Origin of the sequence: Corynebacterium sp. MSK012, from assembly GCF_030232435.1 — a bacterium.
Lineage (GTDB): Bacteria > Actinomycetota > Actinomycetes > Mycobacteriales > Mycobacteriaceae > Corynebacterium > Corynebacterium jeikeium_D.
The window spans coordinates 92829-118942 of sequence record NZ_JASPJU010000007.1 but is presented as its reverse complement, the minus strand read 5'-3'; the positions used below and the strand labels follow the sequence as shown (position 1 = coordinate 118942).

Below are 26114 nucleotides of genomic sequence, written 5' to 3'. Positions count from 1 at the left end.
CGGCGGTAAGGCTGGGTCGTCCTACGCCATAGACTGATTCGGATCAGCGTCGACTACGTTTACTTCTTCCTTAGGAGCATCCTCCGGGTTTGCGCCCTTGATCATCCACTTAATGGTTTCGAGCTCCTCTGGTTTGACCAGCACCTCACGTGCCTTAGATCCCTCTGACGGTCCAACCACTCCGCGAGTTTCCATCAGATCCATCAGTCGACCGGCCTTGGCGAAACCGACTCGCATCTTGCGCTGCAACATCGAGGTCGATCCGTGCTGTGCGGTGACCACCAGCTCGACTGCCTGAAGCAAATCTTCCAGGTCATCTCCGATATCGGGGTCAATGTTGCGCTCAGCCTCAGCGCTCTTATCCTCTGTGACACCCTCGGTGTAATCCGGCTCGGCCTGCGCCTTAGCTGCATCGACTACTGCCTGAATCTCTTCGTCTGTGACGAAGGCCCCCTGTAGACGTCGCGGCTTGCCTGCACCCTGTGGGATGAACAGGCCATCGCCCATACCAATGAGCTTTTCAGCACCGCCCTGGTCAAGAATGACGCGGGAGTCCGTGAGTGACGAGGTAGCGAATGCCAATCGCGATGGCACGTTCGTCTTAATCAAACCGGTGACCACATCCACAGACGGACGCTGCGTAGCCAACACCAAGTGGATACCGGCGGCACGGGCCTTCTGCGTGATGCGCACAATCGCATCTTCGATATCGCGGGGTGCGGTCATCATCAGGTCTGCCAGCTCGTCGACGACACAGACAATGTACGGGTACGGACGGTACTCGCGTTCCGAGCCAAGTGGCGTCGTAATCTCACCGGACTTGACCTTACGGTTGAAGTCCTTGATGTGACGGACGCGGGCGGCCTTCATGTCCATGTACCGCTGTTCCATCTCTTCAACCAGCCACTGCAGAGCCGCCGCGGCCTTCTTCGGCTGAGTGATGATTGGCGTAATCAGGTGAGGAATCCCCTCGTAGGGAGTCAGCTCGACCATCTTCGGGTCCACCAGAATCAGTCGGACATCCTCCGGGGTTGCACGCGTCAGCAGCGACACCAACATCGAGTTTACGAACGCGGACTTACCCGAACCGGTCGAACCGGCAACGAGAAGGTGCGGCATCTTCTGGATAGAGTGCGAGATGAACTCGCCCTCAATATCCTTACCGAGCCCAATCAGCATCGGGTCATCGTTCGCAACGGTTTTGGGCGCGTTGAGTACGTCGGCAAGCCGAACCATCTCACGGTCGTTGTTCGGTACCTCGATACCAACGGCTGACTTGCCCGGAATCGGAGTCAGTAGGCGGACATTGTCGGTCGCTACCGCATAGGCAATGTTGGACTGGAGGTTCGTGATCTTCGAGACCTTCACGCCCGGGCCAAGCTCGACCTCGTAGCGAGTCACCGTCGGACCGCGAGAGAAACCAGTCACCGCAGCGTCGACCTTGAATTCTGCGAATACCTCAGTAATCGCTTCAATCATGCGGTCGTTCGTCGCCGTACGTGTCTTGGGGCGCTCACCTGGGATCAACAAGTTAGTCGATGGCAGGTGGTAGTCAGACTCCGGCGTGCGTGCCGACGAACCGGAAGTACCCTCGGCATCCTTTTCCAATTCAGACTTCGGAGTTGTAGCCGGAATCTTAGAGGCATCGATGCCAGAACGAGCGGCAATGGCGTCCATAGTGCGGCGCGTAGCCTCAGAAACCGCATCCCGCGAATCATCGACAGACGACTCGCTCTGCGGCGCACTCGCCGGCGCTGCAGCCTCAGGCTGAACGGGCTGTTTCGGAGCTCGGGAAGCGGAAACACGATTGCGTTCGCTGTTGCTAGCTGCAGCAGCCTCCTGCGTCGGGTACTCGGAGTACTCGTCATACTCCTCGTCGGCAGCGTGGTAGTTCGTTCCCCCGACAGCCGGAATAGTCGATTCTGTCTCGGCGGTGTCCCGATGCACAGCATCCGACTGAGTTTCCTCCACGTACTCAGCCGCCGGAAACGCCGGCTCCACCGGGGAGACTCGGTTGGAGTGCTGTGCCCCATTCCGGACATCAAACACTGTGGTCTTTGCCGAATCGTAGTCGACATCCTCAACCTGACGGGCAGGTCGCGGAGCCTGTCGAGTCCTCTGCGGCTCTTCGTCCAAAAGATCGTAGAGGTTACCGTCAGCATCCGGTTCGTCGTAAGGCGCGGGTTCGGGTGCAGACATACGGCTATCCGCGCCACGGCGAGGAGCTCGGTAAGCAGAGCGATCGGTCGAACGCGACGAGGAATGATGCGTGCGGCCGCTGTGGCTTGGGCGACGCTCGATTAGCTGCGTCGGCTGGTCAAAGTCCTCATCGGCATATGCGGTATCCGAATCCCAGCTCGCACGACGTTCCAGCATGTCATCGACATTGCCGTAGGGATCGTCCGATTCCGGCTCGTCGCCGGCACGACGCGAAGACCATTCGGAAAAGTTGAAGTACTCCTTAGTGGCATCGATAAGTTGACGCACCGTCGCGCCAGAGAGCACCAGAGCGCCGTAAAAAACGATGCCCAGCAACAAAACGACGGCGACCCACGAGGTAAACCCGGCTGCTAGCGGCGAACCGATATAACCACCGATTGCGCCACCAGCTGCACGTCGCCCCGGCCAGTCCGCAGGACGACCAGAGCCGATATGCACAATTGCGAGCAGACCCACCACAATCAGCGAAGCTCCAGTAATGGTAGGTGTCAGACGTTCACGACGCGGCATCGCATCCAGCATCATCAATACGGAAACAACACCGAGCAGCACCGGAAGTACAAAAGCGCCGATACCAATGAGCGTGCGCACTGCCGTTTCAATGAACTCCCCCACTGGCCCTGCCAGGTGGAACCATGTCGAACCAGCCAGCACAATTGCCAACGCCAGCACGAGTAGTGCCAGGCCATCCTTCGATCCCGGTTCGCCACCCTCATCGAAGTCTGCATCGAACTCGTCAGCTGGCACGGAGGCCGGTGCCGGCGGTTCAATTACATCGTCATAGCCGCTAGCTGCTTTACGACGCTTCCTACGGGGCTTCGTCGAAAAATCGGCGTCACTTTCGCGCCGCGACATATTCTCCTCTTCGTTTCGCTTATTTTTGCGACCGCTGACCCGCCAGGCAAGACCGGCCACGCCGCGGGCAGTTTCAGTCCAGGCGCTGGCCAAGCTATTGGCCACGAACGACATGGCGCTAGGAGTGCGCTCGAATTCCTCCGTGGCGCTGTGCACGGGGTATCGCCGCGTGGCATCTGTCTCCGCAGAGCGGGAAGATCCACGACGATTGTCAGTTCTGGTTCGGCTGGTCGCAGACATGACCATTACCTTACAGCTAACACCGGATCGTTTTCACATTAGTCACACGCGTGTCATTGTTTAACAGGCGTGCTGTCGCGACCGTCCAGAACTGAGAACGTGATTTTAAAGACTGTTGCGCTTGATGCCCGATTCGTCACCGTCGATGGTGACGCGTACCTCGTCACGGCCATAGAGCCACAGCACCAGTTCCCCGACGCTTCCGCGGACAGTCACAACTGGAGCACCTTTAGCACTGTTGTCGATTAGGGTCACCGCAACTCCGTCGTCACGCATTAGCACCACGGTCGAGGTCGAACCGCGCAACATCATACGGCCGGCAGTAGTGACCAGACGCCACAGGTCCGACACTCCGGAGGGCGGCAGCTGACGAACGGTCCAGCCTTCCTGGGCACGACGGACATCCTCGTGATGGACGAAGTTCTCCGCAGCGTTGACGTAGCGGTCTGCCCAGTTCATTGGATTCCATCGCGGAGCACCACTACCCCACTTCCCCACCACTTCGACGTAGGGCATTCGATTGACCTCAGCGGTAACAGCATCGAGGCGGTCCGAAAGCGCCTTGACGAACATCCCGCCCGCGGCATCCAGACGGTTTTCACGAATGTACAGGTGGTTGGCAAGATCCCGGGTCGTCCACCCCTCGCACAAGGTCGGGGCGTCGGGGCCGACGCTGAGCAGTAGATTAGCTAGGTCTTCACGTTCCCGTTCAGCAAAAGTCATAGCTCCAGCCTAGACCAGGCACGGAGAAGCCCGCATCCACACGGTTGTAGGTGGATGCGGGCTCTTACGCTAAAAGACGCTCTAGAAATTTAGATACTTTCGCGCGACTCCTGGATTTCCTCATCGGTAACCTCTTCGGCTGCCTCAGAGGACATCGGCACGATTGTCGGAACAACCATCGGACTGCGACGCCATTTCTGGTTAATGACGCGCTCGGTGCGGCGACGAACTTCCTGAGCCATACGGTATGGATTGTTCTCGCCACTGCCAGCCAGGTCAAAGAGAGTATCGTCAACGACCTGCTCGACGGTTGCGAGCACTTCCTTGGCGTCGTCCGAGTAACCGCGAGCCTGAGCCCGCGGCTTCTCCAACGGACGACCAGTGCGGTTATCGATGACGGCTGTGACGGTGATAAGACCACCTTCACGCATTTCAGCACGGTCTGCCAGCACGTCAGCGTCGACGTCACCCATGGTGACGCCATCAACGTAGAGGTTACCGACCGGAACCTGGCCAACTACACGAGCGCGGCCGTCAACGAGGTCGACAACCACACCGTTCTGAGCGAGGACAACGTTCTCTGGCTTCACGCCAGTGGACACAGCCAGTTCCTTGTTGGCACGAATGTGGCGCCACTCACCGTGAATTGGCATGACATTCGACGGACGGGCTGCGTTGTAGAGGAACAGCAGCTCGCCAGCAAACCCGTGACCGGAGGTGTGAACCTTGGCATCCTTGCCAGTGATAACCGTGGCACCAATCTGGGCCAACATGTTAATAACGCCGAAGACCGCCTCTTCGTTACCCGGTACCAGCGAAGAACTGAGGATAATCAGGTCGCCATCACGGACGGTAATCTGACGGTGCTCACGACGGGCCATGCGAGACAGCGCAGCCATTGGCTCACCCTGCGTACCGGTAGTCACCAGCACGACCTTGTGGGGCGCCATGCGAGCGGCCTCGTTCATCTCCACGATGGTGTTCTCTGGCGCGGTCAGCAGACCCAACTCCTGCGCGATACGCATGTTGCGAATCATGGAGCGGCCGTTGAACGCGACCTTTCGTCCAGCCTTGACAGCTGCATCGATAACAGCCTGAACGCGGTAGACATTCGACGCGAAAGCCGCAACGATAACGCGCTGCTTTGCGTCCATAATCAGACGACGCAGGGTCGGAGCCAACTCCGCCTCGGAACCGGAGAAGCCCGGGATTGTGGCGTTGGTGGACTCACACAAGAAGAGGTCGATTCCCTCATCGCCGTAGCGGCTCAGCGCCGGCAGGTCAGTCGGCTTTCCGTCCGGCGGGGTCTGGTCCATCTTCACGTCACCGGTGTGGACAACCATGCCAGCTCCGGTCTTAATGACGATGCCAAGGCACTCCGGAATCGAGTGGTTGACATTGAAGAAACGCAGATCGAACGGACCACGCTGAATGTGGCTGGTGTCGTTGACCTCGATGACCTTCGGGCGCTGACGGTGCTCCTGCGTCTTGGCCTGAATCAGTGCCAAGGTAAAGCGGGAAGCAATAATCGGGATGTCCGCGCGCTGCTTGAGCAACCAAGGGATAGCACCGATGTGATCCTCGTGACCGTGGGTGACCACGAGAGCTTCCACGCGATCCCACTTGTCTTCCATGTAGGAGAAGTCAGGCAGAATCAGGTCAACACCCGGCTCATCCGAGCTCGGGAACAGCACGCCACAGTCGACGATAATCAGTCGGTTTTTGTACTCCAACACGGTCATATTGCGACCGATTTCGGAAATACCACCCAGCGCGACCACACGCAGACCGTCCTTGGGGGCCTTCGGCGGTGCGGGCAGACGTTGCGTCAAGTCTGCGCCCTGCATCGACTGCACTACGTTACGACGGTTGCCGCCACGCCCGCCACGGCCACCCCGCGAATTATTTCCGCGGTTACCGCCACGGCCACCGCGACCACCACGAGAACCGCGGTTGGAAGAATTCGACGAACCTTGGGACTTCTTAGCGTTGCCGGCGTTCTTACGATCACCGGAACGCTGCGAGGACTTCGAGCCGTTGGAGTTAGCTCGACCTTTGTCGGAGCCCTTGGATGCAGAGTTCTTGGACTGCTCTGCTGCAGCCACGTCAGACTCGGAAGGCGGACCGGCCTTACGAGTTACCTTGCGGGCGCGATTGCGTCCTTCAGCCACTACAGAACACCTGCCTTCCGCATAGCTTCTTCAAGCACCTCAAGCTGCTGGTCATTTGCTGCAATTTGCGGCAAGCGTGGATCTCCTATCTCAATGCCCTGCAGACGCAGAGCGGACTTAGCAAAACTTACACCGCCAAGTGCAGCCTGAGCGGCAAACAGCGGAGTCATCTTCGCGTGGGCTGCCTGCGCACCAGCAAGGTCACCCTTGTCAAAACAAGAGCGCACCTCGGCCAGCAGCTGCGGGGCTGCATGTCCAATAACGGAAATGAACCCGGTGGCGCCAATCGACAGCCACGGAAGGTTCAGCACATCGTCACCGGAGTACCACGCCAAATCAGTATTAGCGATAATGCCGGCGGCAGCTCCCAAGTCTCCCTTGGCGTCCTTAACAGCCTGGATTCTCGGGTGCTCCGCCAACCGGTAAATGGTATCAACTTCAATCGGAATAACCGAACGCGGCGGAATGTCATACAGGCACACCGGAGCCTCGGTTGCGTCGGCCACCGCCGTAAAGTGGCGGTACAAGCCCTCCTGGGACGGCTTGGAATAATACGGCGTGACGACGAGCAGCGCATCCACGCCCGCTTCCACAGAAGCCTTTGCCAGCTCAATAGACTCGGCCGTGTCATTGGTACCGGCACCGGCCACAAGCTTGACCTTATCGCCCATCTCTGCGCGGACAGCTCGGAGAAGCTCAAGCTTTTCCTCAACGGTCGTAGTAGGCGACTCGCCAGTAGTACCGGCCAGAATGAGTGCATCGCAGCCGCCGTCTACAAGGTGCCCAGCGAGCTGCACACCTGCCTTGACATCGAGGCTTCCGTCCTTATCAAAAGGGGTCACCATAGCTACGGCGACAGTGCCGAAAATGTCAGCACCGCGCGTTGACGCAATTCCTGTGCTCATTGTTGACTACCTTTTCTTAAAAATCTCAATCGACTATATCTTCACACTGTACGTGCGATTACCCCTCGAAGGCGTAAGGACTCGACGCGACGACCGACCCATCCTTCAGAGTGTTGATCTCAAAATCCCCAAAAGCAACAGGAGCGCAGCGCTGCAGCTCCCGCAGACAAGCCACTGCCAACTCCCGAATTTCGGCATCGGCATGCTCGGTCGCACGCATCGAAATGAAGTGGCGCCAAGACCGGAAATTACCAGTAACCACGATTCGAGTTTCGGTGGCATTGGGCAAAACCGCCCGGGCTGCCTGGCGTGCCTGCTTTCGCCGCAAGATAGCGTTGGGCTCGTCGGCCCACTTCTCTTCCAGTGCGTCTAATAACTCACCATAGGCGAAACGGGACTGATCAACCGCGCTTTCGAAAACTCGCAACAGATCCGGGTCCTCCGCAATTGCGGGAGGAACTACAACATTGTTGGAACTGGTCGACACAAACCGCTGCGACAACTGCGAAAAGGAAAAGTGACGGTGCCGTGTGAGTTCATGTGCACACGAGCGCGACAGCCCACGGACATAGATGCTTGCACTTGCGTGTTCAAAAAGTGAGGTGTGGCCTACCTCGAGCACATGCCGCAGATATCCCCTATTCGTCGCAGTTCGCGGATTAGGCTTGTCCCACGTTTCATAACAAGCCCGGCCAGAGAACTCAATTAATGCTTCCCCACCGTCGGCATCGGTATCAAAGTCGATGTCCTCAGGTGGGAAGAAATTGGTCGAGGCAATCAGTTGCGCCTTGAGAGTGACGTTTTCAGACATTTTCAGTGAACTCCTGGCAATTACAGTCCCAGGAACGGCTCCAGTCCCACAGTCAGGCCCGGAAAATCCTCAATTTTACGCACGCCCAGCAGCACACCCGGCACAAAGCTGGTGCGCGAGTAGGAGTCCTGCTTGATGGTGAGCGACTGTCCTTCAGCGCCGAAGATAACGGTCTCGTGAGCCACCGAACCGGTCATGCGTACTGCGTGCACCGGAATGCCCTCGACATCGGCGCCGCGAGCACCATCCAGAGTCTGCTCAGTGGCATCGGGCTGCTCCCCCATGCCTGCTTCCTTGCGAGCACGGGCAATAGCCTCAGCAGTGTGGATAGCGGTGCCCGAGGGGGCATCCTTTTTAAAAGGATGGTGCATTTCGATAACTTCAGCGGACTCGAAGTACGGAGCGGCTAGCTCTGCCATCTTCATGGTCAATACTGCGGAGATTGCGAAGTTCGGTGCAACAAGGACATTGGCGGCACCGTCGGCGTCGTCAAGCCAGCGCTGCACCTGATCGAGGCGCTCCTTGGTAAAGCCCGTGGTACCCACGACGGCGTTGATGCCATTCTTAATACAGAACTCAAGATTGCCCATCACAGCGTCGGGCTGAGTAAAGTCAACAATGGTCTGCACACCAGCCGTGACAAGTTCATTCAGGTCATCGCCCGAGTCGAGATCCGCTGCCAGCTCCAAATCGTCGGCGGTTTCAACTGCCTCGCAGATGGTGGACCCTACCTTGCCCTTGGCGCCAAGTACGCCGACCTTGATATTGCTCACAGCTCTCTTGTCCTTTCCCAACGGGTTCATCTCTATCCCTTACCTTAGAATGTATTGGGCAACTTGTGTGCCAATGCCCCCGTCGGCTTTGCCGTTTTGTCGGCTTACGATGGGGATTTTCTTGCGCTAAGCCGCAACATCTTAGAAAATTGCTTATTTCAGTACCTATATCTAGAAAGTGACTTCTCTTGGTTTCTGAATCTGAAGATTCCGAATTGAGCCCAAGTTCGGAAGCAGCACAGGCCAAAGCGCCGAAAAACGCTTACATGGCCATTTATGTGCTACTAGCTGCGGCATTTATGGCTATCTTGAACGAGACGGTCATGAGTGTCGCAATTCCCGTCATCAAGGCGGACCTTAACATCAGCGCAGCGACTGCCGGATGGCTGACAACGGCATTCCTGCTGACCATGGCTGTTGTCATTCCGGTCACTGGATTTCTCATTTCGGCAGTGCCGTTCCGCATTCTTTTCGCGGTCAGTCAAGGACTATTCGTCGTGGGCACTCTCATCGGTGCTTTCGCGCCAAACTTCGCGATCGTTCTGCTCGCACGCATTGTCCAAGCGTCCGGTACCGCAGTGCTGCTGCCGCTGCTGATGACCACGGTGCTCAACGTAGTACCGGAGCATGAGCGCGGGCGCATGATGGGACGAATGAGCGTGGTCATCGCTGTCGCGCCTGCTATCGGACCGACCATCTCCGGTCTCATTCTGGAGATTGCCAATAACAATTGGCATGCGCTTTTCGACACGATGTTGCCGCTCGGCCTAATTGTGCTGGTAGTGGGCGTCATCCTCGTTCCCAATATTGAGGAAAACTCCGCGAAGCCCATCGATATCCTCTCGGTGTTCCTCAGTGCCGGCGCATTCGGCCCGCTGGTGTACGCGCTGAGCCGCGTAGGCGCAGAGTTTTCGCTTATCGACGGAATCCTGTGCGCAGTCGGCATCGTGCTGTTGGTGTTCTTCATCATGCGCCAGCGCCGTTTGGCACCGCACAACCGAGCTCTGCTGGATCTTCGAACCTTCCGCACAAAGAGCTTTAGGCTGTCCACAATCATTCTGACCATTGGTTTCATGCTGATGTTCGGTGTGATCATCATTTTGCCGCTCTACCTCAATCTGCGAGGTGTCGACGTCAAGACTATTGGTTTGATTGTGATGCCTGGTCCACTGGTTATGGGTCTGATGGGACCGGCTGTCGGCCGGCTCTTTGACAGCTATGGTCCGCGCCCACTGGCAATTCCCGGCTCCATTGTCCTTGCCCTCGGTCTTTTCGGGCTCGGCTTCATCTCAGCATCGACTCCGCTATGGTGGATTGTCGCCTGCCACATCGTCCTTGAGATTGGCCTGGGGCTGCTGTTTACTCCGCTGTTCACATTCGGTCTTGGTGATCTTCCGAAGCGCCTCTACCCGGATGGCTCAGCAATCATGAACACGCTACAGCAGGTTGCCGGCGCTGTCGGTACCGCACTGTTTGTGGCGCTGTCAGCTGTTATTGCCACTGGCCTGTCCGGCACTGGTGCAGCAGCTCCTGCCGCCGACGACTTGATTCGTGGCTATAGCATTGCGATGTTTACCGCCGCGGGATTTGCCGTGGTGCTAATCTTCCTCACCACGCTGCTCAAGCCGCAGCGGAAGAAGATTGCATTACAGTAGCCCCCCCAAGACCGGGGGGGGAATACCGCCTAAACTAGGCGGCTTGCTCCCGGCCCGGGATTTCCAACGAAAAACTCCGGTTCCGGCATTCCTCTGTCACGGAAGGCCGACGCAACTGCATTCGCTGCAGCACTGACACGGTCGTGTGGCAGCAGCGCAATGGCACTGCCGCCAAAGCCACCGCCAGTCATTCGGGCACCAAGCGCCCCCTGCTCAAGCGCTACGTCCACAGCAAGATCCAGCTCTGGACAGGAAACTTCGTAGTCATTCCTCAGCGAAAGATGGCTTGCCACCATCAACGTGCCAAAGGCCTCGAAGTCCCCCTCGGAAAGCTTTTCAATCGCCTGTGCCGTCCGGTCAATTTCGGTAACAACGTGACGTACTCGGCGCGCCACGGTATCAACCCATTGATCCCTATCTGCCTCAGCTGGGACGTTCTCCTTCGCCCAATTGATAGCAGCACCAACTGCATCATCCAGACCGCGGAAATCAGATACCCCAAGACCATTTGTCACGGCATCGATGATTCCGCGACGCGTCGCATACTGACCATCCGAGAGACTATGCCGAACGTTGGTGTTGATTACCAAAACCTCTAGGTCCTCGTCTGCGAAAGCAGCCTTTACAAGCTGGTCAGAACTCTTCGCAAAATCAATGACCAGTGCGTGGTTTTCCTTGCCCTTGATGGAAATACGCTGATCCAGACCGCCGGTAGAGGCACCAATGACCTCATTTTCTGCGCGGATAGCCGCCTCAACAATTCCCTGCTGCTCTTCATCGTTTGGTGCGCGCCCGTGGACGAGCTCAAAGGCTGCAACGCCGACAGAACACTCCAGAGCGGCGGAGCTGGAGAGCCCGGAACCGATCGGAACATCGGAGGAAATCGCAATGTCAAGGCTTGGACAATCCGCGGGCAACAGCCCTGCCTCACGCATAGCCCAGATAGTGCCAACTGCGTATCCCGTCCAATTTGCAGGAGAGTTCGGACCGACATCGGACATTGCGATAGCAACCGGCTTGTCACCGTCTGCGACGTCGTCCTTGTCCATCAAGTCCGAAACAACTCGCACTGTCCACGAGTCACCAGCAGCCTGGGCACCCACCGCTGCGAAAGTACTCTGTGCCAACGCGAATGGCAGACAGATACCACCGGCATAATCGACATGCTCGCCAATCAGGTTGACTCTGCCTGGGGCGCGGAAGACGCCCTGTGGTTCCGAACCGAAACTGCGGCGGAATTGCTCAGTTACGTCAGATACCGCCTGTTTATGGGAGCGAGTGGGAAGCCAGCGAGTCTGGCCAACTTCCCGGAAGCGGTCAGCGATTGCCTCCGGGGTCGTGTCCGAAATCCAGGCTCCTTGCCCGGACTCTGAACCCGCGAGGAACTTCATGCGTCCTGCAGAGCGCATCATGGAATAGAGCTGCAGGTGGAGGCGGCCAAACTGGTGATCCTCGCCTACCGGAGCTTGGTTCCATGCTGCGATGTACGGCGTTTTGTCGATGCCGGGGAAGAATCGGTCAATACGTCGCAGCAGGTCAAGGTACATTGCTGTCAGTTCGTCCTTCTCCGCATCGGTCAGCTCCTGAAAACTACCGACAGCGCGGTTAGCCATAATCATGACTTCGACTGGCCACTTAGCTGCAGCTGGGACGAATGCGGTGAAGTACTCCCCTTCTGCGATGATCCGTCGACCTGAAGCCTTTTCGGCCTCCAGGACATCCTCAAAGAGGTCACGACCGGTGGTTTCGAAGTGGGCTTTCGCGCGTGAAACAATGGCTGCCGCACGTGGGGGCAGATACGGGTACGAGTAAATCTGCCCATGAGGATGCTGCAGCGTTACCCCAATTTCCTTGCCCCTGTTTTCAAAGGGGAACACCAACCTCACACCTTCGAGCTTGCTGAGTTCCGCAGTGCGGTGCGCCCACGCTTCAATAACGGTGCGAGCACGAGTAAAGGTCAGATCCCGGAAGGAGTCCGAAACACTCGGGGTAAAGCAGACAACCTCGCACCGAGCCAAGGCCGGCTTCCGCGGGAAAATCTCGGCGCCGTCGACAGTTTGGGCAAAGTCATCCGGAACTTCCATGTGCATGGAAAGCGAAGGGAAGCGGTTTTCAAAAACCACCACGTCGTAGTCACTGGCAGGCACCTCTGTGGGAAGTTGTTCCGGCAGCGTCGGAGCTAGTGGGTTCTCACCAGCAGGAGGCATAAAGGTGCGGTTCATGCGGTGCGCCGCGTAGCAGTACCAATCACCTGTCAGCGGATCTTGGCGCAGCTCCGACTCCGTAATCGCCTGTGGCAAATCACGTTCGTCGGTTAACTTTCGAGTCTTTTTGCCCGAGACATAGTCCGGGTCATCGTCGAAGTAGATTAGCTCGCGACCGTCGGCAAGCGTAGTGCGCGTTACCGAAAAAGCGTGAGAAGGCTGGTCATCGGTTGTCATTTTTACTCCTTATGATTCTTCGACAACCGTTGGGCGCAGTTTTGCCCAGGCATAGAAAACGATTGCAAAGAGAAGCAGGGCTATGCCGCTGTACAGGTTATACATCGGCTCTTTGGCAACACTGGTCTCCGGGTTAACTCCAGGATCGAGGAACAGCCACGACAGCAGCAAAATGATGCCGTAAAGACCAAGCAGCGCCCCAATGACATTGCGAATGTCAAAGGCACCTGCTTTCTTATTACCGGTGCTGATAGTCGCTTCTACAGTTGAATTGTTGTGTGTCCGTGACATGATTTCTCACTAGCTCCTATGCGAAAACGATGTTAAGAACTACGGCCATCACCAGGCACAAAATACCCAGCGGAACAGTTCGCTGTAACAATGGCAGCTCTGCCTCAGCAGCGTCTGTGAAGTGAGCCTTCGGCGTGACGGACTTGACGAAGCCCACCAGCTCCTCATCGGGTTTCGGCGTTGTCATGAGCGAAACGACCACAGCCACCACAATATCGACGACGAATGCCACGGAGGCGGCAGCGAACGCAGTGCCTTGCCCCGGCAGCTCAAAGATGGTTGCGCTTGCCGACGTGAACTCGGAGATGTACCAGTACAAAATCGCAGCACCCGTTCCTGCGAGCAGAGACGTCCAACCTGCTGTCGGCGTCATGCGCTTCCAGAACATACCGATAAGGAAGGTAGCGAACAACGGTGCGTTGAAGAAGCCGAATAGCGTCTGCAGGTAGTCCATGACGTTGCCGAAATTATCGGCAATCAATGCGGTGAACACTGCGATGCCGGTCGCGCCAATGGTAGCGATACGACCAACCTTGAGGTAGTAATCATCTGCTCGATTTTTGACGACGTAGGTCTGCCAAATGTCGTAGCTAAAGACTGTGTTGAACGCGGAGATATTCGCCGCCATACCTGCCATAAAGGCTGCTAGTAGCCCTGCAATAGCGATGCCCAGCAGGCCGTTGGGAAGCAAATCTCTCATTAGGTACAGAATTGCGTCGTTAGGCTTGGCAGTCTGATCCATGATGGGTGCGACAGTCGCGCCGGCGATCATGCCCGGCAGCACCACGATGAACGGAATGAACATCTTTGGAAACGCGCCGATAATTGGAGTCTTGCGTGCGGCCGACAGCGAATCGGCTGCCATGGATCGCTGAACCTCCACGAAGTTCGTTGTCCAATAGCCAAAGGACAGCACGAATCCCAAACCGAATACCAATCCGATGACTGAAACTACCGGGTTGTCAAAACCAGAAATATCCGTGCCCGGCCAGGTGTGGAAGTGCGATTCAGTGGCAACTTTTTCCTTAAGCCCCGACCAGCCGCCGACGCTGTGCAGACCGATTAGAGTCAGTGGCATTAGAGCTGCGACAATCACGAAGAACTGAAGTACCTCGTTGTAAATCGCTGCGGACAGTCCGCCCAACGTGATGTAGGACAGCACAATGACTGCAGCGACGACCAATGTCAGCCACAGTGGCCAGCCGAGTAGCGCATTGACCACTTTGGCCAGCAGCAAAAGGTTGATACCCGCGATGAGCAGCTGCGCGACGGCGAATGAAATCGCGTTGACAAGGTGCGCTCCGGGACCAAAACGACGCAGCATGAATTCTGGTACTGAGCGAACCTTGGAGCCATAGTAAAAGGGCATCATGACAATGCCCAGGAACACCATGGCGGGAACCGCACCAATCCAGAAGTAGTGCATGGTCTGGAAACCGTATTCCACACCATTTGCGGACATACCGACGATTTCCACTGCGCCTAGGTTGGCTGAGACGAACGCCAACCCTGTCACCCAAGCCGGCAGTGAGCGCCCAGAGAGGAAGAAGTCAATGGAGCTGGACACTTTGGCTCGTGCAGCCCAGCCAATGCCTAGGACGAATAGGAAGTATAGGGCAACAATGGAGTAATCCACCCATGATGCCTCGAGCCGTAGGGCTGATTGCGCCACTATCACGACGGCCTCCTCACAATTAGGGAGTCAAAACGTATTCAGGAAATGCACGAATTGGGATTTCTTTTTCTCGGCACCTGGCTGGTGCACGCCCATCAAGGCCGTGAAAGTGGCTCGACCTACCCCGAAGTGTGGGGCCAGATAGCCACTATCCGGAACAAAAGGAAGACCTATTCTTTTACATTCGTCCCCAAGTGTATTTTCCATTCTTAATTCCAGGTGAATTAATTAAGAAGGTTTTAACCCGATTGAGGGGGCTGCACTCTTCTGCGCTGGGAAAACTATTTTCCGCCCGTTTCCGCGCGCAGTCCCATGGCAAGAGTTGTTGTCTCTCCAGCCTGAACTCGCAGCAAACCGGTACCGGAGCGTAGCGCATCCGGCGGACATGTCATTGGCTCCACCGCAATCGCATTCCCGTGCCCAGGAAATCCTTCTCGTCGTCCAGCGTCGGCAACATAGACCTGGAAGAAGCGGAATTCATCATCGGCCCAGAGCACAGCACCCTTGCCATTTGGTCCAACCAAATGTGCTTCACGACGGCACGGTGAGTGACTCCCCGCTGCCTCCGCGGCAGCAAAGAAGCAGTGATCCAGCCACAGTCCATCCAGGGATACCCCCTCTCGAAGGCTGGGAACCACTGTCTCCGCTGGCACCGCTGGGCCGGCGGGCAAGTTTCGAATTGGCTCCAGTGGCAGGTTGTTATCAACGGGCAACCGTAGTGTGCAACTGCCGAAGTCAGCGCCCAACGCGCTTAAATAGGGATGCCAGCCCAGACCAAACGGGCACTCCCTATCGCTGCGATTATGCACTGTGAACTCCGCCGATAGGCCATCTGCAGACGTGACTTGCCAGCGCACGGTCATACCGAGTTCCCAAGGCCAGCCCGGTTGCGGCTCAACTTCCACGCCCAAGGTGACGCTGCTGTCATCAGAATCGACCACAGACCAAACGCGATCTGCAACAAATCCGTGAATAGCATTCGCCCGGGACGGCTCCGAAATATCTAGTCGATGGACTTCCCCATCAAAGATGAATACTCCGTCAGCGACCCTGTTCGGCCACGGAGCCAGGAGCGTACCTGCGGACAACGGTGGATTGAACCCTTTGGGATAGTCAGTCAGCAGTGGCAGGCCACAGTACTCCAGTGATCTCGGTCCACCACCGAACTGGGAAATACTTGCGACATAGCCACCGGCCGCAATGTCGATGAATTCATGATCGTGCGCGACAAGTTGCATGCGCAAATTACCTTCCACGTGGGTTCGAAAATTAATCCCTTCGAAACCCGAGATTAACCCAAAACAAAAGCGCGGTTAGGTCAATTTGTGACCTAACCGCGCCATCGCTACACGCGTTGTTGGAGGCTACCTAAAGCACATCCTCCGTCGCCAAGCATTAATCGTCTTCGACCGGAACCAGCGAGATCTTGCCGCGGTTGTCGATATCAGCGATTTCGACCTGAATCTTGTCGCCGACATTGATGACATCCTCGACCTTCTCGATGCGCTTGTCGCCACCGAGCTTGGAGATGTGGATCAGACCGTCACGGCCCGGAGTCAGGGAGACAAAAGCACCGAAAGCGACAGTCTTCACGACAGTGCCCAGGTAGCGTTCGCCGACCTTCGGCAGCTGCGGGTTAGCAATGGCATTAATCTGCTCGATTGCAGCGTCCGCGGCCTTACCGGAAGTTGCCGAGACAAATACGGTGCCGTCGTCCTCGATAGAGATATCAGCACCGGTTTCCTCGGTGATGCCGTTGATGGTCTTGCCCTTCGGACCGATGAGCTCACCGATCTTCGAAGCCGGAACCTTAACGGTGGTGATCTTCGGAGCGAGACCACTCATCTCGTCCGGAGACTCGATGACCTCAGCCATGGTGGACAGGATGGCCAGACGTGCATCACGAGCCTGGGACAGAGCATCGGCCAGAACCTTCGACGGAATACCGTCGAGCTTGGTGTCCAGCTGCAGTGCGGTAATGAAGTCCGCAGTACCAGCGACCTTGAAGTCCATGTCACCGAATGCGTCTTCGGCACCGAGAATATCGGTCAGTGCGACGAAGCGGTTCTCACCGTCAACCTCGCCGGAAACCAGGCCCATGGCGATACCGGCAACCGGAGCCTTCAGCGGCACACCGGCGTTGTACAGCGACAGAGTCGAAGCACAGACCGAGCCCATGGAGGTCGAACCATTGGATCCAAGAGCCTCGGAGACCTGGCGAATGGTGTACGGGAATTCCTCGCGGGACGGCACGACCGGCAGCAGAGCGCGCTCAGCCAGTGCCCCGTGACCAATCTCGCGGCGCTTCGGAGAGCCAACACGACCGGTCTCGCCGGTGGAGTACGGCGGGAAGTTGTAGTGGTGGATGTAGCGCTTGGAGGTAACAGGAGTCAGCGAGTCAATCTGCTGCTCCATCTTCAGCATATCCAAAGTGGTGACACCCAGAATCTGGGTCTCGCCGCGCTCAAACAGCGAAGAGCCGTGGGCACGCGGAATCAGACCGACCTCAACGCCCAGGTCACGAATGTCGGTGACACCGCGACCATCGATGCGGAAGCCCTCAGCCAGAATCTTCTCACGGACAATCTGCTTCATCACTGCGTTGTATGCAGCGCGAATCTGCTTAGATGCAGCTTGCTCGTCGACATCATCGGATACGAAGCGCTCCAGCAGCTGCCCCTCGACGTCCTCCATGTACTCATTGGTGGCGTCATCTCGTTCCTGCTTACCCGGAATGGTGAGCAGCTTGGCCAGCTTCTTAGCGGACTTCTTCTCGACTGCGTTAAAAATCTCATCGCTGTATGCCGGGAACAGCGGGAACTCCTGCGTTTCCTTCGCTGCGCGCTCAGCCAGACCCTTCTGTGCCTCACACAGAACCTTGATGTGCGGCTTTGCTGCCTCGAGGCCAGCGGCGACGATGTCCTCGGTCGGCGCCGGTGCACCGTCAGCAATACGCTTGACGACGGTCTCCCCTGCTCCGGCCTCCACCATCATGATGGCGACATCTTCGACGTTCTTGCCGCGACGCTTGCGGGTGACGATACGGCCAGCGACGACCATCTCGAACAGAGCCTGCTCGTGCTGCTCCTCGGTCGGGAAAGCGACCCATGCACCCTCTGGGTGCTTGTCATCAGCAACAAGCGCGATGCGGACGCCACCGACAGCGCCGGAGACCGGCAGCCCGGAAAGCTGAGTTGCAGCTGACGCGCCGTTGATTGCGACAACGTCGTAACGGTCCTTCGGATCCCAGGACATGACGGTGACAACAACCTGTACCTCGTTGCGCAGGCCCTTGACGAAGGTCGGACGCAGCGGACGGTCAATCAGACGACATGCCAGGATGGCATCGGTAGACGGGCGGCCCTCACGGCGGAAGAACGAACCCGGAATCTTGCCCGCAGCGTACATACGCTCTTCAACGTCGACGGTCAGCGGGAAGAAATCAAAGCCCTCGCGGGGCTGGTTGGAAGCGGTGACGGTGGACAGGAGCATGGTCTCCTCGTCCAAGTAGGTGGTCACCGAACCATCGGCCTGACGAGCCAGCTGGCCCGTTTCAAAGCGAATGGTGCGGGTGCCGAAATCACCATTGTCGATGGTGGCAACGGCCTCGGTAATACCGAAATCCTCATCAAAGAAAAATTCAACAGCCTTGCTGTTGGCCATAGGTTTCTTACTCCTAGAAATAGCGGCGATCATCGATGTCGCCTGTAAAAGATCGAATGAACTTCGTTTGCGTCACGCATTCTACCAGCTAACGCGGAAAGTTCTCGTATTGGACGGATCGGAGATCTCTCACTGCATCTGGGTTCTTGCACCTACGCGGGGTTCTAGGAGTTTGCGGGGCGGGGGGCACTTATCGATGACTTTTCTTGACTCATCGATGGTTTACCGTGTCTTATCGACGAATTACCGTGTCTTATCGATGGTGCCCCGGCACTTATGCGCACGCTTTCGATCAGCCCCTCCACCTGTCGATGAGGTATTCACTTGTGGCCACGCTACAGCGCATCGATGAGTGAATACCACAACGACAAGTGATCAAAAAAAGACCCGCCGTGAGCTTCCATCCAATGGAAACCCAAACGGCGAGTCTAAAAAGCTTAAAAGCCTTGAATTAACAGAGCAACTTACACCAATGAAGCTCTGACAAACAGGACCTTAAGGAGAACCTTAGCGACGCAGACCCAGGCGCTCGATCAGCTTACGGTAGCGCTCAACGTCGTTGTCCTGCAGGTACTGCAGCAGGCCCTTGCGGCGACCGACCAGCAGCAGCAGACCACGACGGGAGTGGTGATCGTGCTTGTGGAACTTCAGGTGCTCGGTCAGCTGACGAATACGTGCGGTCAGCAGTGCAACCTGAGCCTCCGGGGAACCGGTGTCGGTCTCGTGCAGGCCGAACTCCTTGAGAATCTCAGCCTTTTCTGTAGTGTTCAAAGCCATGTAAATCTAACTCCTTGAATCAAATTATGGTCGTTTTTTCAGTCCACATTCTCGGCTTTCCCGGAACCAAACAGCGTCTGGCAACTGGTTCCTCGCAACTGCTTGTGGACCGCAGTCACAGCCGACGTTTTACTTTAACAGCTAATCGGTCTTAGCCAAAATGGCTTCGGTGTCTGCCACGTCCTGGTTCATCCGGTCAATGAGCTCCTCGACCGAGTCGAACTTCTCCATGCCGCGAATCCGGTCGACAAACTCAACCTGCCCAGCGGTGCCGTAGAGGTCCGCATGACGGTCAATCACGTAGGCCTCGACCGTTCGATCAGTGTCTCCAAAGGTCACATTAGTGCCCACCGACACGGCCGCTGGGTAGCGCACCCCAAACTCGATATCGCCCTTCGGGTCCGGCTCCGGGCGGGCTGCCGTCGGCTGAACCGTGAACCATGCCGCGTAGACACCATCAGCCGGGATTGCCAGGCCCTCAGCGAAGTCAATATTGGCGGTCGGAAAGCCCAGCTGCGCTCCTCCACGCCCCTGACCTGGAAGAACATCACCATCGACACGGTAGAAGTACCCGAGACACGAGGCGGCTGCGGACACCGCACCGTCGGCAAGCAAACCGCGAATACGTGTCGACGAAACACGTTCGGTCGAGTCCGCGGCAGTGACGTCGAGAAGGTCGACGATGGTGACGTCGACCCCACACTTACAGCCGTGCTCCGGCATAGTCTCGGCGGTACCTGCGGCCTTCTGCCCATAGGTGAAGTTCTGGCCAACGAAGACGGCCTGTGCATTCAGCTTGTCGCGGACAACGGTGCGTACAAAGTCTTCTGCGGGGATGCTGGAGAAGTTCTTGTCGAAAGGCACGACAAGCATGGCATCGATTCCCTCCGCTTCTGCCAGCTCGGCGCGACGGGACACGGTGGACAGTGCCGGCGGCACCTTATCCGGGGCAAACAGCGCTACGGGATTGGGATCGAAAGTCATCAACAGCGACTTCACGCCACGAGCGCGAGCGTCACTGACCGCAGCAGCTATCAGGCGCTTATGCCCAAGATGAATACCATCGAACACTCCGATGGTTACGACCGTGTCCCCCAGGTCTTCGGGTGCATTGTCCAAGCCATACCAAATCTCCACAAAGAGCCAGTGTAACTGGTCACCGTTTAACACACCGCATATAGCGCAACATAGGATTGCGTCTATGACCGACTTCGATCCGATTGCAGACTCCGGCATTGTTATCGTCGACAAGCCCCAAGGCTGGACAAGCCACGATGTAGTGGGCAAACTCCGTCGCATCTTCCGCACCAAGAAGGTCGGCCACTCCGGTACCCTCGACCCAATGGCCACCGGTGTGCTCGTCCTCGGCATCGGCCGCGGCACCCGTTTCCTGCCACATGTCCACGCCGACACGAAGTCCTACCAAGCCACCATTCGACTCGGCGCTGCCACGCTTACCGACGACGCCGAAGGCGAGTTGCTCTCCGAATCCTCGGCGGCATCGGTGACTGATGAAATGGTTCGAGCGGAAATTGCGAAGTTCACCGGCACAATCATGCAAAAACCCGCGGCGGTATCAGCGGTGAAGATTGACGGTGTCCGCGCCTACGAGCGCATCCGCCGTGGTGAGAAGGTCGATATCCCTGCGCGCCCAGTGACGATCACCCGCTATGAGGTTCTGGACATCCGCCACGACTCCGATCCTTCGCGCCCCGGGGAGTGCATCGATATCGACGTGGAGGTCGACTGCTCTGCCGGCACTTTCATCCGCGCCCTAGCTCGTGACTTGGGGGATGCACTGAGAGTCGGTGGTCATCTCACTGCTCTGCGGCGTACTGCCGCCGGCGTTTTCACTATTGATGAGGCGTTGACTATCGACGAGCTCACGGCGAAGGCCGAGCAGTTCGACACCGCCCATCCAGAAATTGCGGAGATGCGACGCCCAGTCCCGGAGCGCGCCGCTTCCTTGCTGCCGATGAGTCTGGACGAGGCCTGCCTGCGTTGCTTTGATACCCGCGAAATTACTGAACAGCAGGCGGCTGATTTGGCTCAGGGCAAGTGGCTGGAGCCGATCGGAAAACCTGGAGTCTATGCGGCGGTGTCACCAACGGGAAAGGTTCCGGCGCTGCTCACAGAATCTGGCAAACGGGCTAAGACGGTCTTCGTGGTGCGCCCGGCCACGCTGTGACTACCTCTCAAGGATTTTAAGACTGCTCGAGCCACACCGCGGTTGCAACGATGCCTGCACCGCGAGCCCAGAAGCCTTTTACTCCGCAGAAGGCGTCGGGAATCTCACGGTGAAACGTTAGCTGTAAAGGTCCGCCTGTGAGTCCTCGGGAAAAACCTCGCGCTGCTATCCGTTTCTTTCGCAGTTGGACGGAGACTTCGTCGAAGTCTAGCCACTGCCCGACTATCGGCTCCCAGAGTTTGTACATTGATTCCTTGGCGCTAAATTGCACCAGCGGGTCAAGGCGTGCTTCGTCAGTGCGCAAGACTGCCTCGATGATTCCTAACTCTAGAGTCTGCTCGACCTCGACATCGATGCCAATCCCCTGCAGCTGTTCAGCGCTCGCGGACACGGCTGCCACGGCCCCGTCGCAATGGCTAATTGACCCCACGACTCCTCGCGGCCACAGCGGCGCTCCGGTGGTCGACATGCCAATCCCATGTGGGGCAGGCTCTCCTAGCCGTTGCACCGCCTCATGCGCAGCGAGGCGCCCTCGGGTGAAATCACGGATTCGAACAGGTGCTGCACTATCAGACAGCCTCAACTCAGCGCTACGGAGCTGCTGCAATTCCGCATCACTAAACGGACGCTCGGCATTGGAGTCAATAACTAGCCGGCTACCGGCGGGCAAATGCCTGGCCAGATACTCCTGGACGTCGGCAAGCACACTCATGCGCTGATGCCGTACCATTTCTCTCCACGGAAACGGGTAGCGACAAAGATTAGTCGCAGAATCATGAAGGCCAAGAGACCGCACCACACGCCGGTCAGCCCCCAGCCAAATGCCTGCGCCAGCCAGACCGGTGGGAGGAATCCGCACAGGACCGCGCTAACGGTGGCGTTACGGAGGAAGGCTGCGTCGCCGGCGCCGAGCAACACGCCATCGAGCGCGAAGACGACACCGCCGATAGGAATCATTGCGACAAGAATCCACCATGGTCCGGCGGTGACTGCGTCAATCACGCCTGTTGCGTCGGTAAAAATGCGGACGATGCTGGCATTACCTACTGCGAAAACAGCCGCTAGGCCGAGGGCAATGACGCTTGACCAGACCGTCACGCGCTTGCCAGTCCAGCGGGCAACGGCCGTGGAGCTACCGCCCAACGCTGCACCGACGAGCGTCTGTGCAGCAATCGCTAGCGAGTCGAGCACCAACGAAATCAGGTTCCACAGTTGCAGCATGACCTGGTGCCCACCGAGCGTGGTCGGCCCAACGCGGCCAGCAACCGCTGCGGCGGAGAGGAACGCTACCTGGAAGGACAAGGAGCGAACGATGAGATCGCGGCCGAGGACCAGCTGGCTTTTGATAATGGCGCCATTCGGGCGCATGGAAAGCTTGCGGCTAGAGCACTCTTTGAAAAGACTGCGGAGGAACAGTCCGCCGGTAATCAATTCGCCGAAGAGAACGGCCAGCGCAGAGCCCTCGAGGCCGAAGGCGCGGACCAGCGGCACAATCACAATGGCGGCCGGAACAAGGCCTGAGAGCACAAATAGCAGCGGCGCGCGGGTGTTTTGGATACCGCGCAACCAACCATTTCCAGCCTGCGCAATCAACGTCAGCGGAATGGCGAAGGCAGCAACTCGCAACCACTGCCCGGCATCATGAGCGACCTCCGGATGAGGAGCTAACCAACCGGTAAATACTGGTGCCAACCCCACGATGATGGCAAAGAGGCTAAGGCCCACAAAGATGGCGACCCACGTCGCTTGCAATCCCTCTTCAACCGCCTCGTCCACGTTGCCCCTGCCAAAGGCTCGCGCTGATCGGGCGGTCGTGCCGTAAGCCAAGAAAGTGAGCTGCGTAGTTACCACGGAAAATACCGTCGAACCAGCGGCAAGCGCCGCAAGCTGGACAGCTCCAAGCCGACCAATGACAGCCGTATCCAGCAGCACATAGAGTGCGGGCGCGGCAAGAACACCCAACGCTGGCAGCGCCAGCGAAACGATTGCGCGAAGGCTGACATCTGACTTCGCACTGTGCCCGGTTCGCTCTATGCCAGTTTGCTCAATCTCAGTGCGCTCCTGAGTTTCTCGCGAGTCCGACAATCCCCTAGGCCTCGCTCGTGCCTCGGCGTGCCTGGGCTGCGACATCGCTGGTGTCCAGGATGGCCTGCAGCAGCTCATCCTTGCTGCACTCCCGAGTCAGACCGGCGGCACGCTCGTGGCCACCGCCGCCAATTTCCAGGGCGACCTGGGAGACATCGACAAGCTCGCGAGAACGCAGCGAGACGGCCCACTGGTTTGGCTCATACTCCTTAAGCACGGCACAGACGTCGGCCGCATTAGTCGTACGCACAATGTCCACGACCGATTCAATCTCATCGTGGCCAACTTCGGCGGTCTGGTCGTGCTCAATGACGACGTGGATTAGGCCAGCGCCGTCGCCCCACTCGGGCACCAATGTCGCGGTGGAAAGCACCTTGCCCAGGAATGGAAGGTAGGCAAACGGATGTTCTTCCAGCAGCTGTGCACCAATCGTGCGCGGATTGAGCCCCTTATCCAGCAGGCGCGCCGCTGCAGTGTGCATGCGGGAATGGCCGAACTGGAACGATGCGGTGTCCGTCAACAGCCCTGCATAGAGAGCATGAGCCATCGGCGTGGTCAGCTTGATACCCCAGACACCAAAGAAGTCCAGGAGCACCATGGTCGAGGACTCTGCGCGTTCGTCAACCATGTTGACGGACCCAAAGCGAGTGTTGGTCGCGTGATGGTCAACATTGATAACGCGGTCGGAGGCCATCACGCGATCTTCCAGCGCACCGAGGCGCCCCGGGCTTGCGCAGTCGACAGTCACCCACGTGTCAATGTCTTCATCCAAGTCCGTGTACTCGACAAATCGCTCCCATCCGGGGATGGTCAACAGCGACTTGGCTGGCAAATCGCTCTCACCGTAGCTGGCTACAGCCGAAATGCCACGCTGTACAAGTGCCATGACCATCGCAGATGCAGCACCAATCGCATCCGCATCGGGGTGAACATGGGCAATGACGCCGACCTTCTTGGCGTCGGCAAGCATATCCTGCATCTGCTGAATCGGCTTGGACATGCGGCGATTAATCGCCTGGGAAAGCTGGTGAGCTGCCTGCTCCTGAGCCTGCGGAGAAGTGGTCACGTGGGTGCCCCTTTCATCGATAGATGTGGCCGGTGGAGAGTTTTACTCCTCGTCGCGGTATGGGTTGGCATCGCCTGCGGGCTTTGCGTTTCTAGCCTGCTCAGCCAATTCCGCGTCGCGCGCGCGAGTCTTATCGAGCAGCTCCTCAAGGTGCGCGGAAATCTCCGGCACCGTGTCAACCTCAAAAGCCAGCGTCGGTGTGTAGCGCACACCGGTGCCACGACCGACCAGGGAACGTAGCTGCCCCTTCGCCTTTTCCAGCGCTGCTGCTGCCGACTCGTAGTCCGGTTCCTCGTCGAGCGTACGTCCGCGCACAGTGTAGAAAACTGTGGCGTCGTGCAAATCGCCGGTGACGCGGCAGTCGGTGATAGTCACAAACTCCAGCCGCCGGTCCTTAATCTCACGCTCAATTGCGCTGGCGACAATCTCCTGAATACGCTTGGACAGCCTGCGCGCGCGTGCTGGATCTGCCATTTTTGGCTACTCCCTATCTATCTCTACCTGTGCGTAACGATTCGTAGCTAGACCCCATTTAGCGTGGGGCCTGAAGTGCCCCTTCGCTGACAAAGACCCATTTGGGATCCGGCAAAACGGTTCAATACAAAGGACTGCTAATACTAACACGCAAAACACTACTCAACTTCGAACCGCATGTTTCGCGACTTCGCCCGCACCCGTTTACCGAGTGCAGTCAATTGCTTCGCCGCACGCTCGCCCTTTGTTATTAACCCATTAATCATCACGACAACACTGCCACCACCATCGATGTCATCGACGGCATGGGGAGTCGCTACTACGGAATTGCGCAGCTGAAACGCAGCCTACCCGTACGCTCTTAACGGCGCTCCACGAAGTTGTACATCGGTAACCCATTAACATGGGAGCAGTCAGGCAGTGAATCCATCACACTATCCTGCAATGGTGTTTCTCCCTCGATGCCGAAAATCCATTTAACCGCAGCATTACCTAGCTCCAGCGGATGGAAAAGGTAACTTACCTCACCATTTTTATCCTTGGGCGCCACACTGCCATGGGTTTGTTCCCATTCAGCCACATCCGTCGGATGTAGTACCTCGACGTGTTCACCGTTAGCGAACGGTACCTCAAAATCCAACAGTCGTCCAGAGCTGAAAAACCGCTGCATGTCAAAATCATAGTCTTCGCAGCTTGCTTCTAATTCCCTGGTAGGAGTCTTATAGTGGCAGAAATCGACAACACTATTGATGCACAGTGACCAACTTTCGCGAGGATCGTTCGCCAACGCTGGGTCCTCAATAAGGTCGTATACGTCGTCGGTCCCGAAAAGCAGCGTTGGCCCAAACGCTACCGCGTGGAAGTACCAATTATGACCATCCTCAATGGTTTCTTCGGAATCAAAGGCGAATTTCCCTGGCCAAATCTTGTCCAATTGCGCAAGAGTCTCCTCTGCGCTCGCAGGAGGATAATTCAAAATATTCGTTCGCGGCAGTTCATCTGAGAGTGCAAAGAGATTAGTTTTGAAGCCCATAACGAACACGATACGCAAAAAGGCGCTCCCCGAAGGGAGCGCCTTATCAAAGTTCACGCAGTGTTTAG

19 protein-coding genes and 1 pseudogene are annotated in these 26114 nt (G+C 57.4%); 2 read left to right on the top strand and 18 right to left on the bottom strand.

The features are described from left to right. Nucleotides 1-21: 21 nt before the first annotated feature. From QP977_RS11030 to dapB, 6 genes and pseudogenes are all read right to left on the bottom strand, one after another. A pseudogene (locus QP977_RS11030) lies at nucleotides 22-1554 on the bottom strand (DNA translocase FtsK); the annotation flags it as partial. 1866 nt (nucleotides 1555-3420) lie between these two features. Further along, nucleotides 3421-4038 carry a TIGR03085 family metal-binding protein gene (locus tag QP977_RS06170; protein ID WP_049170848.1) on the bottom strand — a complete coding sequence of 206 codons (618 nt, stop codon included), beginning with the start codon at nucleotides 4036-4038 and terminating at the stop codon, nucleotides 3421-3423. Nucleotides 4039-4127: 89 nt separating this feature from the next. Next, entirely contained in the window at nucleotides 4128-6209 is a 2082-nt protein-coding gene (locus tag QP977_RS06165; protein WP_284847210.1) for a ribonuclease J, read from the bottom strand. Then, complete coding sequence (gene dapA, locus QP977_RS06160) at nucleotides 6209-7114, bottom strand: 4-hydroxy-tetrahydrodipicolinate synthase (protein WP_070566284.1); 906 nt, start codon at nucleotides 7112-7114, stop codon at nucleotides 6209-6211. Before dapA ends, QP977_RS06165 begins: the two co-directional genes overlap by 1 nt. Before the next feature lie 58 nt (nucleotides 7115-7172). Continuing rightward, nucleotides 7173-7925: an FAD-dependent thymidylate synthase gene (gene thyX / locus QP977_RS06155; protein WP_284847209.1), complete on the bottom strand. Its 753-nt coding sequence runs from the start codon at nucleotides 7923-7925 to the stop codon at nucleotides 7173-7175. A gap of 20 nt (nucleotides 7926-7945) precedes the next feature. Next, on the bottom strand, nucleotides 7946-8728 hold the full coding sequence (gene dapB / locus QP977_RS06150) for a 4-hydroxy-tetrahydrodipicolinate reductase (RefSeq protein ID WP_070566286.1): 783 nt from the start codon (nucleotides 8726-8728) through the stop codon (nucleotides 7946-7948). 185 nt (nucleotides 8729-8913) lie between these two features. Between dapB and QP977_RS06145 the strand changes: the two genes are divergently transcribed. Then, the gene (locus tag QP977_RS06145) at nucleotides 8914-10353 is read left to right on the top strand and encodes an MDR family MFS transporter (protein WP_284847208.1); all 1440 of its coding nucleotides are present in this window, start codon (nucleotides 8914-8916) and stop codon (nucleotides 10351-10353) included. A gap of 29 nt (nucleotides 10354-10382) precedes the next feature. Here the strand turns inward: QP977_RS06145 and galK are convergent, their stop codons facing one another. From galK to QP977_RS06105, 7 genes are all read right to left on the bottom strand, one after another. Beyond that, the gene (gene galK, locus QP977_RS11025; RefSeq protein WP_502870949.1) at nucleotides 10383-12794 is read right to left on the bottom strand and encodes a galactokinase; all 2412 of its coding nucleotides are present in this window, start codon (nucleotides 12792-12794) and stop codon (nucleotides 10383-10385) included. Between the two features lie 9 nt (nucleotides 12795-12803). Continuing rightward, nucleotides 12804-13085, bottom strand: coding sequence for a hypothetical protein (locus QP977_RS06130; protein WP_049170832.1), 282 nt, complete (start codon nucleotides 13083-13085; stop codon nucleotides 12804-12806). A 16-nt stretch (nucleotides 13086-13101) separates the two neighbouring features. Further along, nucleotides 13102-14763, bottom strand: coding sequence for a sodium:solute symporter family protein (locus QP977_RS06125; protein ID WP_172954607.1), 1662 nt, complete (start codon nucleotides 14761-14763; stop codon nucleotides 13102-13104). Between the two features lie 278 nt (nucleotides 14764-15041). Next, the gene (locus QP977_RS06120) at nucleotides 15042-15998 is read right to left on the bottom strand and encodes an aldose 1-epimerase family protein (protein ID WP_049170826.1); all 957 of its coding nucleotides are present in this window, start codon (nucleotides 15996-15998) and stop codon (nucleotides 15042-15044) included. A 157-nt stretch (nucleotides 15999-16155) separates the two neighbouring features. Next, entirely contained in the window at nucleotides 16156-18423 is a 2268-nt protein-coding gene (locus tag QP977_RS06115; RefSeq protein WP_048733516.1) for a polyribonucleotide nucleotidyltransferase, read from the bottom strand. A gap of 507 nt (nucleotides 18424-18930) precedes the next feature. Then, a complete protein-coding gene (rpsO, locus tag QP977_RS06110) occupies nucleotides 18931-19200 on the bottom strand; it encodes a 30S ribosomal protein S15 (protein ID WP_005509554.1) in 270 nt (89 codons plus the stop codon). Between the two features lie 141 nt (nucleotides 19201-19341). After that, a complete protein-coding gene (locus tag QP977_RS06105) occupies nucleotides 19342-20337 on the bottom strand; it encodes a bifunctional riboflavin kinase/FAD synthetase (protein ID WP_042388641.1) in 996 nt (331 codons plus the stop codon). Nucleotides 20338-20401: 64 nt separating this feature from the next. On the opposite strand from QP977_RS06105, the gene truB reads away from it, so the two are divergent. Then, nucleotides 20402-21388, top strand: a complete 987-nt coding sequence (gene truB / locus QP977_RS06100) for a tRNA pseudouridine(55) synthase TruB (protein WP_016422592.1) — start codon at nucleotides 20402-20404, stop codon at nucleotides 21386-21388. Nucleotides 21389-21404: 16 nt separating this feature from the next. Here truB and QP977_RS06095 read toward each other — a convergent pair whose 3' ends face one another. From QP977_RS06095 to QP977_RS06075, 5 genes are all read right to left on the bottom strand, one after another. Next, complete coding sequence (locus QP977_RS06095) at nucleotides 21405-22118, bottom strand: 4'-phosphopantetheinyl transferase family protein (protein ID WP_049170823.1); 714 nt, start codon at nucleotides 22116-22118, stop codon at nucleotides 21405-21407. Then, nucleotides 22097-23473 carry an MATE family efflux transporter gene (locus tag QP977_RS06090; protein ID WP_080969546.1) on the bottom strand — a complete coding sequence of 459 codons (1377 nt, stop codon included), beginning with the start codon at nucleotides 23471-23473 and terminating at the stop codon, nucleotides 22097-22099. Before QP977_RS06090 ends, QP977_RS06095 begins: the two co-directional genes overlap by 22 nt. Before the next feature lie 4 nt (nucleotides 23474-23477). Next, on the bottom strand, nucleotides 23478-24539 hold the full coding sequence (locus QP977_RS06085) for a DHH family phosphoesterase (protein WP_049170820.1): 1062 nt from the start codon (nucleotides 24537-24539) through the stop codon (nucleotides 23478-23480). 42 nt (nucleotides 24540-24581) lie between these two features. Beyond that, on the bottom strand, nucleotides 24582-25013 hold the full coding sequence (rbfA, locus tag QP977_RS06080; protein ID WP_016422588.1) for a 30S ribosome-binding factor RbfA: 432 nt from the start codon (nucleotides 25011-25013) through the stop codon (nucleotides 24582-24584). A 361-nt stretch (nucleotides 25014-25374) separates the two neighbouring features. Then, on the bottom strand, nucleotides 25375-26103 hold the full coding sequence (locus QP977_RS06075; RefSeq protein WP_048733528.1) for a hypothetical protein: 729 nt from the start codon (nucleotides 26101-26103) through the stop codon (nucleotides 25375-25377). Nucleotides 26104-26114: the final 11 nt, after the last annotated feature.

Coding starts and splice junctions, on each gene's coding strand:
- QP977_RS06095 (WP_049170823.1), bottom strand. CDS start 22,118: ATGGTACGGCATCAGCGCATGAGTGTGCTTGCCGACGTCCAGGAGTAT.
- dapB (WP_070566286.1), bottom strand. CDS start 8,728: ATGAACCCGTTGGGAAAGGACAAGAGAGCTGTGAGCAATATCAAGGTC.
- galK (WP_502870949.1), bottom strand. CDS start 12,794: ATGACAACCGATGACCAGCCTTCTCACGCTTTTTCGGTAACGCGCACT.
- QP977_RS06170 (WP_049170848.1), bottom strand. CDS start 4,038: ATGACTTTTGCTGAACGGGAACGTGAAGACCTAGCTAATCTACTGCTC.
- QP977_RS06130 (WP_049170832.1), bottom strand. CDS start 13,085: ATGTCACGGACACACAACAATTCAACTGTAGAAGCGACTATCAGCACC.
- rbfA (WP_016422588.1), bottom strand. CDS start 25,013: ATGGCAGATCCAGCACGCGCGCGCAGGCTGTCCAAGCGTATTCAGGAG.
- QP977_RS06120 (WP_049170826.1), bottom strand. CDS start 15,998: ATGCAACTTGTCGCGCACGATCATGAATTCATCGACATTGCGGCCGGT.
- truB (WP_016422592.1), top strand. CDS start 20,402: ATGACCGACTTCGATCCGATTGCAGACTCCGGCATTGTTATCGTCGAC.
- rpsO (WP_005509554.1), bottom strand. CDS start 19,200: ATGGCTTTGAACACTACAGAAAAGGCTGAGATTCTCAAGGAGTTCGGC.
- dapA (WP_070566284.1), bottom strand. CDS start 7,114: ATGAGCACAGGAATTGCGTCAACGCGCGGTGCTGACATTTTCGGCACT.
- thyX (WP_284847209.1), bottom strand. CDS start 7,925: ATGTCTGAAAACGTCACTCTCAAGGCGCAACTGATTGCCTCGACCAAT.
- QP977_RS06115 (WP_048733516.1), bottom strand. CDS start 18,423: ATGGCCAACAGCAAGGCTGTTGAATTTTTCTTTGATGAGGATTTCGGT.